The organism is Pseudomonas weihenstephanensis (genome assembly GCF_001043055.1).
GTDB lineage: Bacteria > Pseudomonadota > Gammaproteobacteria > Pseudomonadales > Pseudomonadaceae > Aquipseudomonas > Aquipseudomonas weihenstephanensis.
On the sequence record NZ_JYLF01000007.1, the window covers coordinates 55,929 to 71,362 of the forward strand.

Here is a 15,434-nt window from a genome sequence, read left to right on the forward strand (position 1 = left end):
TGGGGCATGCGCCCCGGCTAACTCACTGCACGGCAATAAAACAGGGGATTTGACGGACATGTGAAGGACTCTCTAGTGTGACTGTCGGCACAGGGTATCGCTGTGTAACAGAGTGTTTGTTAGCGAATGTGCTGGACTTCATTACCTTTGAGCTAATACGGCTATGGATATACGTCATTTCCGCTACTTTCTGGCGGTTGCGCATCAACGCAATTTCACTCGCGCCGCCGAAGTGCTCGGCATCGCGCCGCCGACGTTGAGTCGCCAAGTGCAAGACCTTGAAACCGAACTGGGGGTTCGCTTGTTCGTCCGCGAGCAGCGCCAGGTCAGCCTCACGCAAGCCGGGCAGGCCTTATTGCCCGAAGCACAGGCCACGGTGCGCCAATTTGAGCTGGCGCAACGCAACGCCCAGCGTGCAGGGCGCGGCGAGTTGGGGCATATCGAGTTGGGGTATGTGGCGTCGGCGGTGTATTCGGGGGTTTTGCAGCGTCAGGTTCAGGGTTTCAGTCGCGAATGCGCCGACGTGAGCCTTACCGTGCGCGAAGCACTGATGCCCGATTTGCCACTGATGGTGGTCGAAGGTCGTTTCGATGTTGGCTACATACGTTCACCGATGGCGCTGCCAGAAGGTCTGCAAGCCCTGCGCTTGAACGCAGAAGGCTTTGTACTGGCGCTGGCGGCGGACTCGTGGCTGGCGCGCCTTAAAAGCATCAGCCCCGAACATCTGCAAAACGAGACGTTCGTGCTGCCGGAGCAAATCAGCGGCACCTTGCAAGTGGCCGCGCAAGGTGGCTATGCCCCCAAGTTGGGGCCGCAACCCGGCGGGTTGGTCGCGGTCATTGCACTGGTATCGTTGCGCCAGGGCGTGGCGGTGGTGCCAGCGTCCGTGGTGGGGCATATCAGTTTGCCGAGTGTGATTTATCGTCCCATCGACGGCTGTGAAGTGACTTCATGGCTATCCTTGATTCATCGGCGCTTTGAAAAGTCGGCGGTCGTGGCGCGTTACATTGAGCACGCCAAGCACGACTTCCGGGTAAACGAGGCCGCGTTAAGCCGCTGATGACGGATCGATCAAAAAGACCTGATTAGGTACTGGCACATAGCCAATGTCTTTGCGTGCGTTTGCTATGGGAACCAGTACAATCGCGCACTTTTCACCGAGCATGGAAGCAGTTCGGCAAACGCTCACGAGAAGGCCCATGGTTTCTGCAAGTTACTCCCCCGCGTTGGTTTTGATTTCACTGTGTGTCGCCATGCTGGCGTCGTACACGGCCCTTGATCTGGCAGGCCGGATCGCCACGGCGCGTGGTCGTGCCGTTTACCTATGGATGGGTGGCGGCTCGCTGGCGATGGGCTTCGGCATCTGGTCGATGCACTTTATCGGCATGTTGGCGCTGTCCTTGCCCATTGAGCTGGGTTACGACGTGGGCCTGACCCTGTGGTCGTTGCTGGTGGCCATCCTGTCCTCAGGTTTTGCCTTGTGGATGGTCAGCCAGCCGCGTTTGCCGGCGCTGCAATTATTATTTGGCGCCTTGATCATGGGAGCGGGCATCAGCGCCATGCACTACAGCGGCATGGCCGCGTTGCGCATGCAGCCAGGCATCGATTACGACCCGGCACTGTTTGGCTTGTCTTTGGTGATTGCGGTGGGCGCTTCGGCCGCCGCGCTGTCGATTGCCTTTCGCTTGCGTCAGCAAACGCCGTATGTGCGTCTGGCCAGGGCGGGCGCGTCGGTGATCATGGGGTTGGCGATTGTCGGCATGCACTACACCGGCATGGCGGCTGCGAGTTTTCCGGCGGGCAGCTTTTGCGGTGCGGCGCTCGATGGTTTGAGTGGCAAAGGCTTGGACGACCTGGTGTTGGTCGCCAGCCTGGCGGTGTTGATTATCGCGTTGCTGACGTCGATTTTTGATGCCAGGCTCGATGCGCGCACGGCGGCGCTGGCAGACTCGCTGACGCTGGCCAATCAAGAGCTGACGCAACTGGCGCTGCACGACAACCTGACCGGGTTGCCCAACCGTATTTTGCTGGCCGACCGTATTGGTCAGGCCCAGCGCAAAGTCGCGGAGCAGGGTGGCTGTTTCTCGTTGATGTTTATCGACCTGGATGGCTTTAAGCCGGTGAATGATGCGTTCGGCCACCATTTAGGTGATCGCTTGCTGCGTGAAGTCGCGCTGCGCCTGCGTGAGCAGTTGCGCGGGCAAGACACCCTGGCGCGCATTGGCGGCGATGAGTTTGTGCTGCTGGTGCGCTTGAATGAAGCCGATGATGCGCCACAGGTGGCGGCGCGCCAGGTCAGCCTGTTGTCCAGAACGTTTCAAGTGGACGAGCATCAGTTGCAAATCTCCGCAAGCATCGGCATTGCGCTCTACCCCGGCAATGGTGAAAGCGCCGAGGAGTTGTTGATGAACGCCGACGCGGCGATGTACCACGCCAAAGGCGCGGGCAAAAATGGGTACAGCTTTTTTGATGTGTCCATGAACACCAATGCGCGCAAGCAATTGCAACTGCTCCAGGACCTGCGTCATGCCTTAGAGCATCAGCAGTTCTGCCTGCACTATCAGCCCAAATTCGACGCTAGCAATGGCCAGGCGGTGGGGGCCGAAGCGCTGTTGCGCTGGGAGCATCCACAGCAAGGGCTGCTGATGCCGGACGCGTTTATCGACCTGGCGGAAAAGACCGGGTTGATCATTTCGATAGGCGAATGGGTACTCAACGAAGCGTGTCGCCAGATGCGCCTGTGGAGTGATCAGGGTTACAGCCACTGGCGCATGGCGGTGAACCTGTCGGCCTTGCAGTTTTGTCACAAAGGGCTGGTGGACAGCGTTGCGTCGGCCCTGGCGCGTCATCAATTGCCGGCCAACAGCCTGACCCTGGAAATTACCGAAACCACCGCCATGAGCGATGCGGATGCCAGCATGAACGTGCTGCAACAGCTGTCACTGATGGGGGTCGACCTGTCCATTGATGACTTCGGTACCGGTTATTCGAGCTTGATGTACCTCAAGCGTTTGCCGGCCAACGAGCTGAAAATTGACCGTGGTTTTGTGCGTGACCTGGAGCACGACAGTGACGACGCGGCCATCGTCTCGGCCATCGTTGCGCTGGGGCAGGCGCTGGGGTTGCGCATTGTGGCCGAGGGGGTTGAGACCGATACCCAGCAAAGCTTTTTGACCACCCTTGGCTGCGACGCGTTGCAGGGGTTCTTGCTGGGCCACCCCAAACCTGCGCAACAGTTCATGGCCGATATCCACCAAGGCCAACAAGCGCTTGTGCAGAAAAACACGGCGCACTGACAAACACCCTGCTGCCAGTTATTCTGCCCGCAGGTTTACACCGTGAATGGGGAACGCGTATTTATGGATAAAGTCATCGTGATCACCGGTGGCAGCCGTGGCATTGGGGCGGCAACAGCACTGTTGGCAGCCCGGCAAGGCTATAAAATCTGCATCAACTACCTGGCTGACGACGCGGCGGCGCACGAGGTGCTGGAGCACGTCCGGGCCTTGGGCGCACAGGCGATCAGCGTGCGCGCCGACATCAGCAATGAGGACGAAGTCATCAGCCTGTTCCTTCGGGTTGATCAGGAACTGGGGCCGGTGACTGCCCTGGTCAACAATGCCGGGACCGTGGGGCACAAGTCGCGGGTTGAAGACATGTCCGAGTTCCGCATTCTGCACACCCTTAAAACCAATGTGCTGGGCCCGATTCTGTGTGCCAAGCATGCTGTGCTGCGCATGTCCCCCCGTTATGGCGGGCAGGGCGGCAACATCGTAAACGTCTCGTCGGTGGCGGCGCGCTTGGGCTCGCCGGGTGAGTACGTTGATTACGCCGCGTCCAAAGGGGCGCTGGACACCTTCACCGTCGGCCTGTCCAAAGAGTTGGCGGGTGAGGGGATCAGAGTCAACGCGGTGCGGCCGGGTTACATCTTCACCGACTTTCATGCCTTGAGCGGGGACCCGGGGCGTGTCAGCAAGCTGGAGTCCATCATCCCGATGGGCCGAGGTGGTCGCCCTGAAGAAGTTGCTGAGGCTATTGTGTGGTTGTTATCGGACAAAGCCTCGTATGCCACAGGCACATTCGTCGACATGGGCGGCGGACGCTGAACAGCGCACAAGTGTTGATGTGCTTTAGATGGGCGTGCCCTACCATCCGGCCGCCTCGCCAAGTCTCGGCGGTGGCTTCGCTTCGGCACCGTTGCGGGGGCACGCCGCGACGGGCCATCCTAGGCCCAACACGGCTGTCTGGGCATTCTCGCAACAGTCACTGCGCTCAGCCTTCTGTGAGGGGCCTTTGCGTTGTTCGATCGATGTGGGTGGCAACAGGAAGAGATTGAAAAGCAAAGAGCAAAAAGCAACCCGCGCGAGGGTCTTGCAATTGAAGTCAATAAGTCGATAATGCGACTTATTACTATTTGAGTCTGGTTGTTTTTTATGAATTGTTCGAGTGGCGCAGTCCCTATGAGCAAAAGCAGCGTTGACCCCATTACCCGTGCGGCTGTTGACTGGATGTTGCTGCTTGAGTCCGGCCACGCATGTCCTTCCCAACGTCAGGTGTTCAAAGCCTGGCTGGCGCAAAACCCGGAACACCTGGCTGCCTGGCAGCGCGTCGCCGATGTTTTAAGTTTTAAATCCCGTCAAACCGCAGACCCTGATCAACTCAAAGAAGTGCGCCGGGTGCTGAGCGCCGGTACTTCGTTCTCGCGCCACAAGGCCATTCAACACGCATGGCTTGCGTTTTTAATCGGGGTGGGGGTTCTGGCCTCGGGCCTGCTGCTCCAGGGCTGATGCCAGGCTGAACGCCAACGGCAGGCGGGGCAGTAGCGTGGCCTGGTAGGCATGGTAGAGGTCAGGTTTGCCAGGCCAAATGCGCGCCGAAGGTTGATTGTCCGGGTTCAGTTCGTGATGCCAGCTGCCGTGTTGGCGGTCGATCAGGTGCAGGTCGATGTAGTCCCAAAACTGCGTGTACCACGTTTGATACTGCGCCTCGCCTGTGCGCTGCCACAGCGCCGCCGCCGCGGCTGAGGCCTCGGCCAGCGTCCAGTGCAGGCGCTCACGCACCACCGGCCGGTTGTCCTCATCGAGTGTGTAAACAATGCCGCTGCTGCCATCGACATTCCAGCCGTAGCGGCACGCGCTGTGAAACAGCTGGCGGGCATCTTCGAGTAACCACGCGGGCGTCGACAGGCTGCGCTGCGTGCGTGCAGCTTCCAGATGCAGCAACAGCCGCGCCCACTCAAAGGCATGGCCTGGGGTCTTGCCAAAAGGGCGGAATTGATCGGCCGGGTTATCGCGGTTGTAATCGGGCAAGGGCTGCCAGTTGCCATCAAAGTGCTCAACCGGCAGGTAGTCCGATTGCGCGGCATGTTGATGGATCACCCGTTCTGCAATGCGCAGGGCGCGGTCGAGCCATACGTCTTCATCGAGCACATCGGCCAACGCCAGAAAAGCCTCGGTGGCGTGCATGTTGCTGTTCGCCCCGCGATACGCCTCGCAGTCACTCCAATCGTTGGCAAAGGACTCCAGCAATGCCCCCTCGTCTTCAGACCAAAACGTATCTTCAAGGATTTGGACCGCATCGCCCAGCAGTTCGGCCGAACCTTGCCGACCGGCCATGACCGCCGAACTGAAAGCCAGCGCAACAAAGGCATGCAGGTAGGCTTGTTTGCGAGCAGTACCCGCGTGTGCGGTCGAGGTGGCGAACCAGCCGCCGTGTTTGGCATCACGCAAAGGCCCGGCCAACGCGGCTAACCCGTGATCAATCAGTTGCACACAATCGGGCAGGCCCTTGAGGTGGGCGAGCGCAAAACTGTGCACCATGCGTGCGGTGGTAACGGTGTCTGCGTCAGCCTCATCGGGGCGGCGACCAAAGCGGTCCAGACAGGCAAAACCCTGTGGCACTCGCGCAGCTTTGGCGAATTCAATCAGCGTTCGGCCCTGCTCATCAAGCCATTGATGGTGCGCAACAGAAGCCATCGAACCAGCGTGCGTGCGAGTGAGATCAATCATGGGCCACCTATGTTTTTGGGCATGATCCAGCGCGTGCAGCCTAAGGGATTGATCACCCGTTGAACAGCTGAAAGGTTTCACTGCGCCGCGTCACACGTGCTGTGGATTCAGCGCCGTTGATTGCTCAGACCTCCGGTCCCCAGCGTTGCGACCAGTCGCTGTCTTGTTTGACGATGTCGCGCAATAGCTCAAGCGCCTGTTGCAGCGCCGCGCAATCACGTTCGCGCGAATACACCAGATAGGTGGGGTAGCTGAATTCTGGCGCTTTGGGCACCCGCTCCAGCGCACCGCTGTTGAGGTAGCTTTGCACCACCCGCGTGCGAAAGTAGCCACTGCCGCCGTTTTCAAGAATGTAGTGCAGCGCCACAGGTCCCAGGTTGAAGCTGAGCGCGGCGCGCGCTTTATCGGGCAGCGCAGCATCATGCTGACGCCGAAAATCTTCGCCCCAATCCACGTACACATAAGGCTCTGGTAAGGCGGGGCGGCGGATTTGAATCAGCTTTTCTTCCAGCAATTGCTCCACCTGCACCCCAGGCCAATACGCGGGCCGGTAAACCAGAGCGGCATCCAGCAAGCCCATTTCCACTTGACGCAACAACTGCTCGCCATCGCGAATTTGCACGCGCACGGCGTGGGAGGTGAGGTGTTGGCGCAGGGCTTTGGTCCAGCTCAGGATCAGCGGGTTGCACAGGCTGACTTCCCCCGCGATATGCAGCACTTGATTGAGCCCTTCAGGGCGCGGCAAATCGCGCCGTGCCGCTTCCCAGGTTTGCAGCAGTTGATTGGCATACACCACAAAGGCTTCACCTTCGGGGGTTAACCTGGCCCCGGCGCGGTTGCGAATGAACAGCGTCACGCCCAGCAGGCTTTCAAGTTTCTGCACCCGTGCCGTGACGGCGGTCTGGGTCACATGCAGGTTCTGGGCTGCGCTGGCAAGGCTGCCGTAGCGAACAATTTCAAGAAAGGTTCGAGCCAGATCCAGGTCCATAGAGGGCCGCCGCAGTGCAAAGGGCATTTAGTGTAAGTGCATTAGGTCGAAAACTCGAAAAATCAGGTGAATCTATTGGCTTATATCAATGCTTATTTTTGCGAATCGTCTAACGTTCATGGACTTGGTATTTAAACGCCAAGACCTCTGGCTGCCCAAAAAATCCAGAGGCCCGCATGAAGCGGTGCGGCACCTGCGGGTGTGCCGCACAAGACACATTAAAAGGACAACATAAAAAAATGGATGATTTGAACCGGCAGTACGACATTCAACCTTTAATGCAGGCGGACATGACCATCCTCATCAATGGTCAGGCGGTGAATGCTGCGCAAGGGGAAACCGTACTCAGCGTCTTGAATTCAGTGGGTGTGCGCCAGGTGTCAGCCAATGATCACGGACAGATCAGCGGTGCATATTGCGGCATGGGCGTGTGCTACTGCTGCCTGGTCAATATTGACGGTCGGCACAAGCGTCGCGCCTGTCAGACCGTGGTACACCCCGGTATGAAAGTCGAAACCGGACACAACCGGGTCGCCGAACAGGAGAAAGTGCTATGAGCCTGAATCCTGTCATCGTTGGGGGTGGCCCGGCGGGTATGTCAGCCGCGATCGAGCTGGCGCAGCATGGCGTAGCCAGCACCTTGCTCGAAGAGGCGTCGCGCCTGGGCGGTGTGGTGTATCGCGGCCCGTTGCGCGAAGGCGTTGAGCTGGACTATTTGGGTGAGCGCTATAAAGACGCGCTGCATAAATTGCACGCTGAATTCGCCGAGTTTGGCCATCTGGTCGATGTGCGGCTCAATCATCGCGTGATTGGTGGTCAGGGCGAACAGCGGTTACAAATGCTCGATGCCCATGAACAGGTGCAAGAGATTCAATTCCCGCAACTGGTGTTGTCGGCCGGCTGCCATGAGCGCAGCGTGCCTTTTCCGGGCTGGACCACGCCGGGAGTCATCATGCTCGGCGGCCTGCAATTGCAGATCAAAAGTGGTGTAGTCAAGCCTAAAGGCCCGGTACTCATCGCGGGCACTGGGCCTCTGTTGATGCTGGTTGCCTGCCAGTTGCATGCGGCGGGTGTCGAAATAGCCGGTGTTTATGAAGCGTGTGAATTGGGCCGTATCGCCAAAGAAAGCTTGGCGCTGCTCAATCAGCCGCAGTTGTTCCTCGATGGCCTGAGCATGCTGGTGTACCTCAAGCGCCACGGCATCACAGTGCGTTACGGTTGGGGCGTGGTCGAGGCCCGTGGTGAAGGTGAGGTGCAAGAAGTGATTGTTGCGCCGTATTCCAGCGCCTGGCAGGCCGACATGAGCAAGGCGCAGCCGGTTGTCGCACGCACGCTGGCGGTGGGCTACGGGTTTATTCCGCGCACCCAGCTCACCCAGCAAATGGGGCTTGAGCACGCCTATAACGTTGATGGCTATCTGGCAGCAACGGCGAACAGCTGGCAGCAAAGCAGTGACCCGAGTATCCATCTGGCCGGTGATGTCACCGGGTTGCGTGGTGGCGAAGCGGCGATGCTCACAGGGCGTATCGCGGCCCTGTCGATATTGATGCAGCGCGGGGTCCTGAGTGAAAAACAGGCCCTTGAAGAGCGCCGCGCTTACATGAGTAAACTCAACACCATCATGCGGTTCCGTGGTGGGATTGACCGCTACACCCAACGCGGCACCCGCCAGATTGACCTGCCCCAGGCCGACACCGTGGTCTGTCGTTGCGAGCACGTGACGCGCGCTGATATCGACGTGGCGCTTAGCCAGGGCGTGCAAGACATGGCCGGGCTGAAAATGCGCACCCGCGTTAGCATGGGCGATTGCCAGGGCCGGATGTGCGTCGGCTATTGCAGCGATCGCTTGCGTGATGCCACCGGGCGCAAGGATGTCGGCTGGTTACGCCCGCGCTTCCCGCTGGAGCCTGTGCCTTTTTCTGCCTTCACCAATGCCTGCAAGGATGCCTGACATGATCAAGACCTATGACGTTGTAATTGCTGGCGGCGGGGTGATCGGTGCCTCAATCGCCTATCACCTGTCACGCCGCAAAGATTTGAAAATTGCCATGATCGACTGCAAACGCCCTGGCAACGCCAGCCGTGCTTCGGCAGGCGGTTTGTGGGCCATCGGGGAGTCGGTGGGCCTTGGCTGCGGGGTGATTTTCTTTCGCATGATGTCGGCTGAGCGCAAACGCGAAGCCCAGGGCAGCGCAGTGGTGGTGGACTCCAGTACGCCGCACATTCTGCCCGACTGTTTCTTCGACTTTGCCTTGCAGTCCAATGCGCTGTACCCCGGCCTGCATCAAGAACTCAAAGAAAAGCACGGTATGGATTTCAAGTTCGAACGCACGGGCCTCAAGTACGTGATTTACGACGATGAAGACCGCCTGTACGCAGAGCACATCGTGGCCAATATTCCGCATTTGGCCCATGAAGTGCGCTGGCTCGACCAGGCCGCCCTGCGTGAGTCCGAACCCAGTGTCAGCCACGATGCCAAGGGTGCGCTGGAATTTCTGTGCGATCACCAGGTCAGCCCGTTCCGCCTGACGGACGCCTACACCGAAGGTGCACGTCAAAATGGCGTTGACCTGTTCTTCAACACCAACGTCACCGGTGTACTGCGCCAAGGCGCCAAAGTGTTGGGTGTGCGCACTGACAACGAAGGCGTCTTCCACAGTAAAACCCTGATTAACGCGGCAGGCGCATGGGCCGCAGAGCTGAGCGTGATGGCCACCGACTTGAGCATTCCTGTGGCGCCAGTCAAAGGCCAGATCGTGCTGACCGAGCGCATGCCCAAGCTGCTCAACGGCTGCCTGACCACCAGTGATTGTTATCTGGCGCAGAAAGACAACGGTGAAATCCTGATTGGCAGCACCACGGAAGACAAAGGCTTCGACGTCACCACCACCTTCCCGGAAATCAGCGGTCTGGTACAAGGCGCCATGCGTTGCATCCCGCAGCTGAAAGACGTGAACCTCAAGCGCACCTGGGCCGGTTTGCGACCGGGGTCGCCGGATGAACTGCCGATCCTGGGACCCATGAAAGGGGTGGAAGGTTACTTGAACGCGTGCGGTCACTTCCGTACCGGCATCCTGACGTCGGCTATCACTGGCGTCATGCTTGATGCTCTGGTGCGCAATGAACCTTTGCCGTTGGACGTGACGCCATTCTTGGCGGATCGCTTTGATCTGCAGCCCGTAGGATTGCCACAAGTGATGGGCGCGTAAGCACTGCTTTTACGGTAGGAGTTGAGCTTGCCTGGTGAACACGGAGTGTCAGTCAACCTTAAGGTTGAATGCCAAGTCGTGATTGCAAGGCAAGCGCGATCCTTGTTTGTTGTAACAACCCTTGCCCGTAATGATGACCAGAGCCTGTGCGGTAGTGACTAGAGCCCTTGATATTACGTGTAGAGACAGGCTGTTCAGAGAGTATTCACGCCACCCACCATTTAAGTTTTAACACATCGAGTTCCCTCTAGACGGAACCCCGACAAGTGATAGATGCACCTATGGGAGCCTGATTGGAGGAGCCTGGAAACTCTGACTGACAGGCATAAACCCCAAGCTCGTCTGATAGGGTATCTAGCCAATGTCTACCTTCACCATCCCGTTTTTATCACTCGTCACGTCCCAACTGCCCGCGATGCCTAACAACAAGCAATCGCGCGTTGCGCAAGGCAACCCGTTATCAGTAACCCATCCGGCCCTGCCTGTGCAAAAGCCCGCTCCATTGCGCGAGAGCACTCAAAATAGCTCAAACCGTGAAACCGGGGCTCCTGCGCAGAGAGTGGGGGCGAATGGCAACTCGTTATCACTGCATTCTTCGTCGCCCCAACTGGATGACAACACGCACACTATTTATGGATCAAGTACGGTTTCACCGCCCACGGTGAGCTATAGCCTTAATGAGCGAAAGCAGCGTCTCGATGCTTATGCTGATCGGGTAAAGGCGCAGATTGGCAACATAGAACAGGGACGCGAGGGCGAAAGAAACATCAAGTTCCAGAACGCACGCCAGTTCTTGGAGCCATCAGGATTCTTCAGCGCAGGCTTATTGGCTGCGGGGTATGACCCACATGAAAAAATCACGGTGACGTTCGACGCCTACAGAAAAGAAATAATAGGGAATAAAACAAATCATGTAAGCACTGAAAAAAGAACGTACTTAGCCTGGGAGTTAGCAGCCGGTGCGCTGGCACACGACAAAGTGGCACCGGGTGGTCCGATCAATTTTCAATACATGAGCATTCAGCCAAAAGACCGGAGCAAAGTCGACGCGCTAGAAGGGCTAGGGAAAAATCTTCAAGATCATTGGGAGAAAGAAATCGCTACGCCCATGCGCGATGCATCGGGGGGGATGGCGCAGCGCTCCGGGAAAGCAGATGCCTATCTTGTAAAGGGCACTTTGCAAAGCCTGGTTAACGATAAGACGGGTTTTGAGTCGTTAAGCCCAGCAGGTCAAGCCGCTGTAAAACGCACCCTGGCGCACAATGGTCAGGTCATCATTCCCAATGTGTACGGTTACCCACTGGCCGGCTATGCATTTATTCCTAATACCCCTTATGACGCAAATTATGAGCACCGGCCAAATCAGGGGTTGATGATTGATTTGCGCAAAGGCAGTGCTCATGAAATTCAGGGGGATGAAGGCTTTGCCAACTGGGCTACCACCCATCGGGATGATCTGCTCAAACGTTTTAATGCCCGTGACAGACAAGGGGGTAAAGATGCCCATTGGCCAAAGGCAGGTGAAGTGCTTGATAGCCTGATCGCCGGCAATGATGTGAGCTACGAGGGCTATTTTAATCTCGTTTCGGATCAGACCATACCGGTGCGGGAGACCTTCAATTACACCCGTTCACGAAACCGTGATTATTCATTAAGAGAGGGGAGTCTGGAGCAAGGCCTTGCTTCTCAGTATCAAGCCGTGAACACCAAGAACTCAGTGTGGGCCGACCAGACGCAGGTGTTTGGTGCCTCACAGCAAAGTTGGAAGAGTGTGAAAGAGGCGTGGGGTAATACCTTCGGTTATTTACCGGTTGTTGGCAACGCTGGCAATATTGTCTTCGGTATTCATGACGGTATTTATGGCAAAACGGCTGATGATCGACTTCAAGGTAATGCCGCCGCGGTGATTTCGGGCCTGCAATTAGCGCATGAACTACTGCCCGGGGCCGTAGAGACGGGATTAGGTGATACACCTTCACTCAACACGTCTGCCGTCAAAGACTACAGTTGGACACCTAACGGGCAGACGCATGATCTTGAATTACGTCGACCTGCGAAAGCACTCGATAGGCCAGTTGAAGGAAATGTTCCCGTTCAGGGTGAGCCCCCCACCCAAGCAACATCGGTAACCGGGGCAGTTAACAAAAGGGTTTCAAACGACCCCGATATCAACCGCCTGCGTCCTGGCCAAGCGGGAAGCATTAGCGACTATGCAGTGCCAAACGGTGAAGCATTAATTGAAAACACCTTGCCGAATGGCCAAGGCATTTATCAGCTAAAAAACGCGAGCGGAGTGGATCAGTGGTTCATCCGTCATACCGATACCCGCGGTGCTCCCAAGGTCTACGAGATCAGGTCCGACTTTAAAATCGGTGATAACCGGGTACAGATTATTGACCCCGCTACCCGTAAACCTTTAGTGACGGTCAGTCATACAAACAACGGTGATTGGATTCGCACTGAGGGGCAAGGAGGAAGTTGGCCATGGCGCAGGAGCAGTTCGCCGACTACGCCAGTTGCTGAAGAGAGGCCTGCTTCACCCTTGGCAGCCAAGTTTGAGGTGGAAGGGCTGGACACCACGGGCGCCGAAAAGCTTGATGAATATTTAAAGTTCGATAAAAACATCGAATACGATTACGGGGTTAAAAATACACGGCAAGAAAACGGAGTAGTAACGCAAAAGCAATTCCAGCTTTCTTGGCAGGTTGAAGAGGATAATTTTATGGTTACGGAAGGGGAAAGAGCCAGACCCAACCAGTTGTCAGACACCGACTATTCGCACAACTTTTTATTAGACCTTGATCGCAATTACTACTCGGTCATCAATCGAGAAAAACCTGAGCTCAATATGATGCCTGACGCTGAAATTCTGACGGGAGATGAAGTTACCTTACTAAAACTTCGTCAGTTTGAGGCCGCTATTCCTGATCCGTTAATGCGTACGCGCATTTCCGAAGTGGCGCATCAAGGTGCGACGGTGCACGGATTTAGTAATGTAACGAGCGGGGACGCCGGATTAAAAGGCGGTCTGCTGCCCAGTGGCAGGGGCTTGAGTTTTATAATTGATTATGATCCTGTACATAAGGCAGCTAATGTCAATGTCGTTGCCAAAAATATCGTCTTTGACGTCGGTGATGAAATACGGCAAGTTCCGGATGTAGACTTTACGGTAAAACGCACTTATACCATAAGGGAGGGCAATGAGATCGGCGTGGACAGTAATCCTTACGTAATCGATAAACATGCGCCTTCCACCATAGAGTTTTCGCTGACCACGGATGTTTAAAACGGGCTGCTGACAACGTTGTGCATCGCGGATAACTCTCCCGGCTTGAGAGTCAGCCTCTTAGGTCGGTTTAAACGATGCCATGTTGCAGTGCAATTACGCCGCATCAGAACGCGAGTAAGCGCGTTCGGATGAAGTGTTGTCTTGGTGAGTAATTAACGCTCGCCTATCGGTATCCGCTGGTAATGCATCTCGGACAGGATAAAAAACTCCTTGTCCAGCAACGTACGCACATCAATCAGGGGCATCCCCCGTAAGTCGGGGGCCAGCCTTATCCCATAATCCTCAATGTTCTTGATCGTCTGCGCTCCTCGCCAGATCACGTGGTACGCCAGGTAATACACCGACTGGCCAGGTCGCAGCCCAATGTTTCGCTGCGCCAGTTTGTCGATGAGCAATGGCTCATCAAACACATCGACCAAGCCTTGCGTTACACGCTCCAATACGTGCTCCAGGCGCAGCAGCACAGACTGCTTCTCGGTTTCGCTGTACCCGTTCCACCCTACGATTTCGTGATGAAAGCGTTTGCAGCCACGGCATACAAGGTCGCCAAAAACCGTTGAGCATAATCCCACGCAGGGCGTTTTAATTTTCTGGCTACACATAAGCATCAGTTTGTAAGGGGGAAGGGTGAATGAGGCAGCGGGCTCAATCCCAGCTCAATGCGCCGCCAGTCTGGTACTCGATGACGCGGGTTTCGAAGAAGTTCTTTTCTTTCTTCAAATCCATGATTTCACTCATCCACGGGAAGGGGTTGGTGGTACCCGGGAACTCTTCCTTCAAACCGATCTGCGACAGGCGGCGGTTGGCAATGAACTTCAAATAGTCTTCCATCATCGCCGCGTTCATCCCCAATACACCGCGGGGCATGGTGTCGCGGGCGTATTCGATTTCCAGCTGGGTGCCCTGCAAAATCATTTGCGCCGCTTCATCCTTTAAATCGGCATCCCACAAGTGCGGGTTTTCCAGTTTGATCTGGTTAATCACATCAATGCCAAAATTCAGGTGCATGGACTCGTCGCGCAATATGTATTGGAACTGTTCAGCCACGCCATTCATTTTATTGCGCCGTCCCATGGACAGGATCTGAGTAAAACCGCAGTAGAAGAATATGCCTTCCAGAACGCAGTAGTACGCGATCAGGTTTTTCAGCAGTTCTTTGTCGTTTTCGACGGTGCCGGTTTCAAATGTCGGGTCGCTGATTGAACGGGTGTACTTCAATCCCCACGCGGCCTTTTTAGCCACCGACGGGATCTCGTGATACATGTTGAAAATTTCGCCCTCATCCATGCCCAGCGACTCAATGCAGTATTGATACGCGTGGGTGTGAATAGCCTCTTCAAAGGCCTGGCGCAAAATATATTGGCGGCACTCCGGGTTGGTGATCAGTCGATAGACGGCCAGTACCAAATTGTTGGCCACCAATGAATCGGCCGTAGAGAAGAACCCCAAATTGCGCATGACAATGCGGCGCTCATCATCGGTCAGTCCTTCAGGATTTTTCCAGAGGCTGATGTCGGCAGTCATGTTGATTTCTTGCGGCATCCAATGATTCGCGCAACCGTCCAGGTACTTCTGCCACGCCCAGTCGTACTTGAACGGCACCAACTGGTTAAGATCGGCGCGGCAATTGATCATGCGTTTTTCATCCACCGCCACCCGTGCCGAAGCGCCCTCCAGCTCAGCCATGCCCTCAGCGATGTCCAGCGAATTCAGGGCCGCCTTGGCCCGAATGATGGCCGGGGTGTCACCTGCGGTGACTTGGCGTGCTTTGGCGGCCTCTTGATCGCCAGCGTTGTTGAGTGCGTCCAGTGCAGCCGGTGCGGGTTGCGCGGCACGCAAATCAAGGTCTTCGTTGTCAGAGCTGTCCCAATTCAACATAGGAGTTTCCTTTCGCAGGAGGCGGGTTTGACCAGGGTGTGTGGTCTTGGACGGGCGTAAAA

General features: G+C 56.5%; 12 protein-coding genes. 8 read left to right on the forward strand and 4 right to left on the reverse strand.

Annotated elements, in window-relative coordinates; all coding sequences use genetic code 11:
• The first annotated feature begins 163 nt into the window (after window positions 1-163).
• The 4 genes from TU86_RS16460 to TU86_RS16475 all read left to right on the forward strand — a co-directional run bounded on the left by TU86_RS16460 (window position 164) and on the right by TU86_RS16475 (window position 4,787).
• Complete coding sequence (locus TU86_RS16460; RefSeq protein WP_048365389.1) at window positions 164-1,060, forward strand: LysR family transcriptional regulator; 897 nt, start codon at window positions 164-166, stop codon at window positions 1,058-1,060.
• Between the two features lie 139 nt (window positions 1,061-1,199).
• Window positions 1,200-3,296, forward strand: a complete 2,097-nt coding sequence (locus TU86_RS16465; RefSeq protein WP_048365390.1) for a putative bifunctional diguanylate cyclase/phosphodiesterase — start codon at window positions 1,200-1,202, stop codon at window positions 3,294-3,296.
• A gap of 63 nt (window positions 3,297-3,359) precedes the next feature.
• Complete coding sequence (locus TU86_RS16470; protein WP_048365391.1) at window positions 3,360-4,106, forward strand: SDR family oxidoreductase; 747 nt, start codon at window positions 3,360-3,362, stop codon at window positions 4,104-4,106.
• Window positions 4,107-4,460: 354 nt separating this feature from the next.
• On the forward strand, window positions 4,461-4,787 hold the full coding sequence (locus tag TU86_RS16475; protein WP_048365392.1) for a FecR/PupR family sigma factor regulator: 327 nt from the start codon (window positions 4,461-4,463) through the stop codon (window positions 4,785-4,787).
• Here TU86_RS16475 and TU86_RS16480 read toward each other — a convergent pair.
• Window positions 4,740-6,008: a D-mannose isomerase gene (locus tag TU86_RS16480; protein ID WP_048365393.1), complete on the reverse strand. Its 1,269-nt coding sequence runs from the start codon at window positions 6,006-6,008 to the stop codon at window positions 4,740-4,742. The genes TU86_RS16475 and TU86_RS16480 overlap by 48 nt on opposite strands.
• 124 nt (window positions 6,009-6,132) lie before the next feature.
• The gene (locus TU86_RS16485) at window positions 6,133-6,996 is read right to left on the reverse strand and encodes a LysR family transcriptional regulator (RefSeq protein WP_048365394.1); all 864 of its coding nucleotides are present in this window, start codon (window positions 6,994-6,996) and stop codon (window positions 6,133-6,135) included.
• Window positions 6,997-7,235: 239 nt separating this feature from the next.
• Here TU86_RS16485 and hcnA point away from each other — a divergent pair, with 239 nt between their 5' ends.
• From hcnA to TU86_RS16505, 4 genes are all read left to right on the forward strand, one after another.
• A complete protein-coding gene (gene hcnA / locus TU86_RS16490) occupies window positions 7,236-7,553 on the forward strand; it encodes a cyanide-forming glycine dehydrogenase subunit HcnA (RefSeq protein ID WP_048365395.1) in 318 nt (105 codons plus the stop codon).
• Window positions 7,550-8,947 carry a cyanide-forming glycine dehydrogenase subunit HcnB gene (hcnB, locus tag TU86_RS16495; protein ID WP_048365396.1) on the forward strand — a complete coding sequence of 466 codons (1,398 nt, stop codon included), beginning with the start codon at window positions 7,550-7,552 and terminating at the stop codon, window positions 8,945-8,947. Before hcnA ends, hcnB begins: the two co-directional genes overlap by 4 nt.
• Before the next feature lies 1 nt (window position 8,948).
• A complete protein-coding gene (gene hcnC / locus TU86_RS16500) occupies window positions 8,949-10,205 on the forward strand; it encodes a cyanide-forming glycine dehydrogenase subunit HcnC (protein WP_048365397.1) in 1,257 nt (418 codons plus the stop codon).
• Between the two features lie 361 nt (window positions 10,206-10,566).
• A complete protein-coding gene (locus TU86_RS16505; protein ID WP_239658804.1) occupies window positions 10,567-13,491 on the forward strand; it encodes a hypothetical protein in 2,925 nt (974 codons plus the stop codon).
• Window positions 13,492-13,646: 155 nt separating this feature from the next.
• On the opposite strand, the gene TU86_RS16510 is transcribed toward TU86_RS16505, so the two are convergent.
• A complete protein-coding gene (locus tag TU86_RS16510) occupies window positions 13,647-14,102 on the reverse strand; it encodes a DUF1289 domain-containing protein (protein WP_338053668.1) in 456 nt (151 codons plus the stop codon).
• Window positions 14,103-14,139: 37 nt separating this feature from the next.
• Window positions 14,140-15,372: a ribonucleotide-diphosphate reductase subunit beta gene (locus TU86_RS16515; protein WP_048365399.1), complete on the reverse strand. Its 1,233-nt coding sequence runs from the start codon at window positions 15,370-15,372 to the stop codon at window positions 14,140-14,142.
• Window positions 15,373-15,434: the final 62 nt, after the last annotated feature.

Coding starts and splice junctions, on each gene's coding strand:
- TU86_RS16470 (WP_048365391.1), top strand. CDS start 3,360: ATGGATAAAGTCATCGTGATCACCGGTGGCAGCCGTGGCATTGGGGCG.
- TU86_RS16510 (WP_338053668.1), bottom strand. CDS start 14,102: ATGCTTATGTGTAGCCAGAAAATTAAAACGCCCTGCGTGGGATTATGC.
- TU86_RS16460 (WP_048365389.1), top strand. CDS start 164: ATGGATATACGTCATTTCCGCTACTTTCTGGCGGTTGCGCATCAACGC.
- TU86_RS16465 (WP_048365390.1), top strand. CDS start 1,200: ATGGTTTCTGCAAGTTACTCCCCCGCGTTGGTTTTGATTTCACTGTGT.
- hcnC (WP_048365397.1), top strand. CDS start 8,949: ATGATCAAGACCTATGACGTTGTAATTGCTGGCGGCGGGGTGATCGGT.
- TU86_RS16480 (WP_048365393.1), bottom strand. CDS start 6,008: ATGATTGATCTCACTCGCACGCACGCTGGTTCGATGGCTTCTGTTGCG.
- TU86_RS16505 (WP_239658804.1), top strand. CDS start 10,567: ATGTCTACCTTCACCATCCCGTTTTTATCACTCGTCACGTCCCAACTG.
- hcnA (WP_048365395.1), top strand. CDS start 7,236: ATGGATGATTTGAACCGGCAGTACGACATTCAACCTTTAATGCAGGCG.
- TU86_RS16485 (WP_048365394.1), bottom strand. CDS start 6,996: ATGGACCTGGATCTGGCTCGAACCTTTCTTGAAATTGTTCGCTACGGC.
- TU86_RS16475 (WP_048365392.1), top strand. CDS start 4,461: ATGAGCAAAAGCAGCGTTGACCCCATTACCCGTGCGGCTGTTGACTGG.
- hcnB (WP_048365396.1), top strand. CDS start 7,550: ATGAGCCTGAATCCTGTCATCGTTGGGGGTGGCCCGGCGGGTATGTCA.
- TU86_RS16515 (WP_048365399.1), bottom strand. CDS start 15,372: ATGTTGAATTGGGACAGCTCTGACAACGAAGACCTTGATTTGCGTGCC.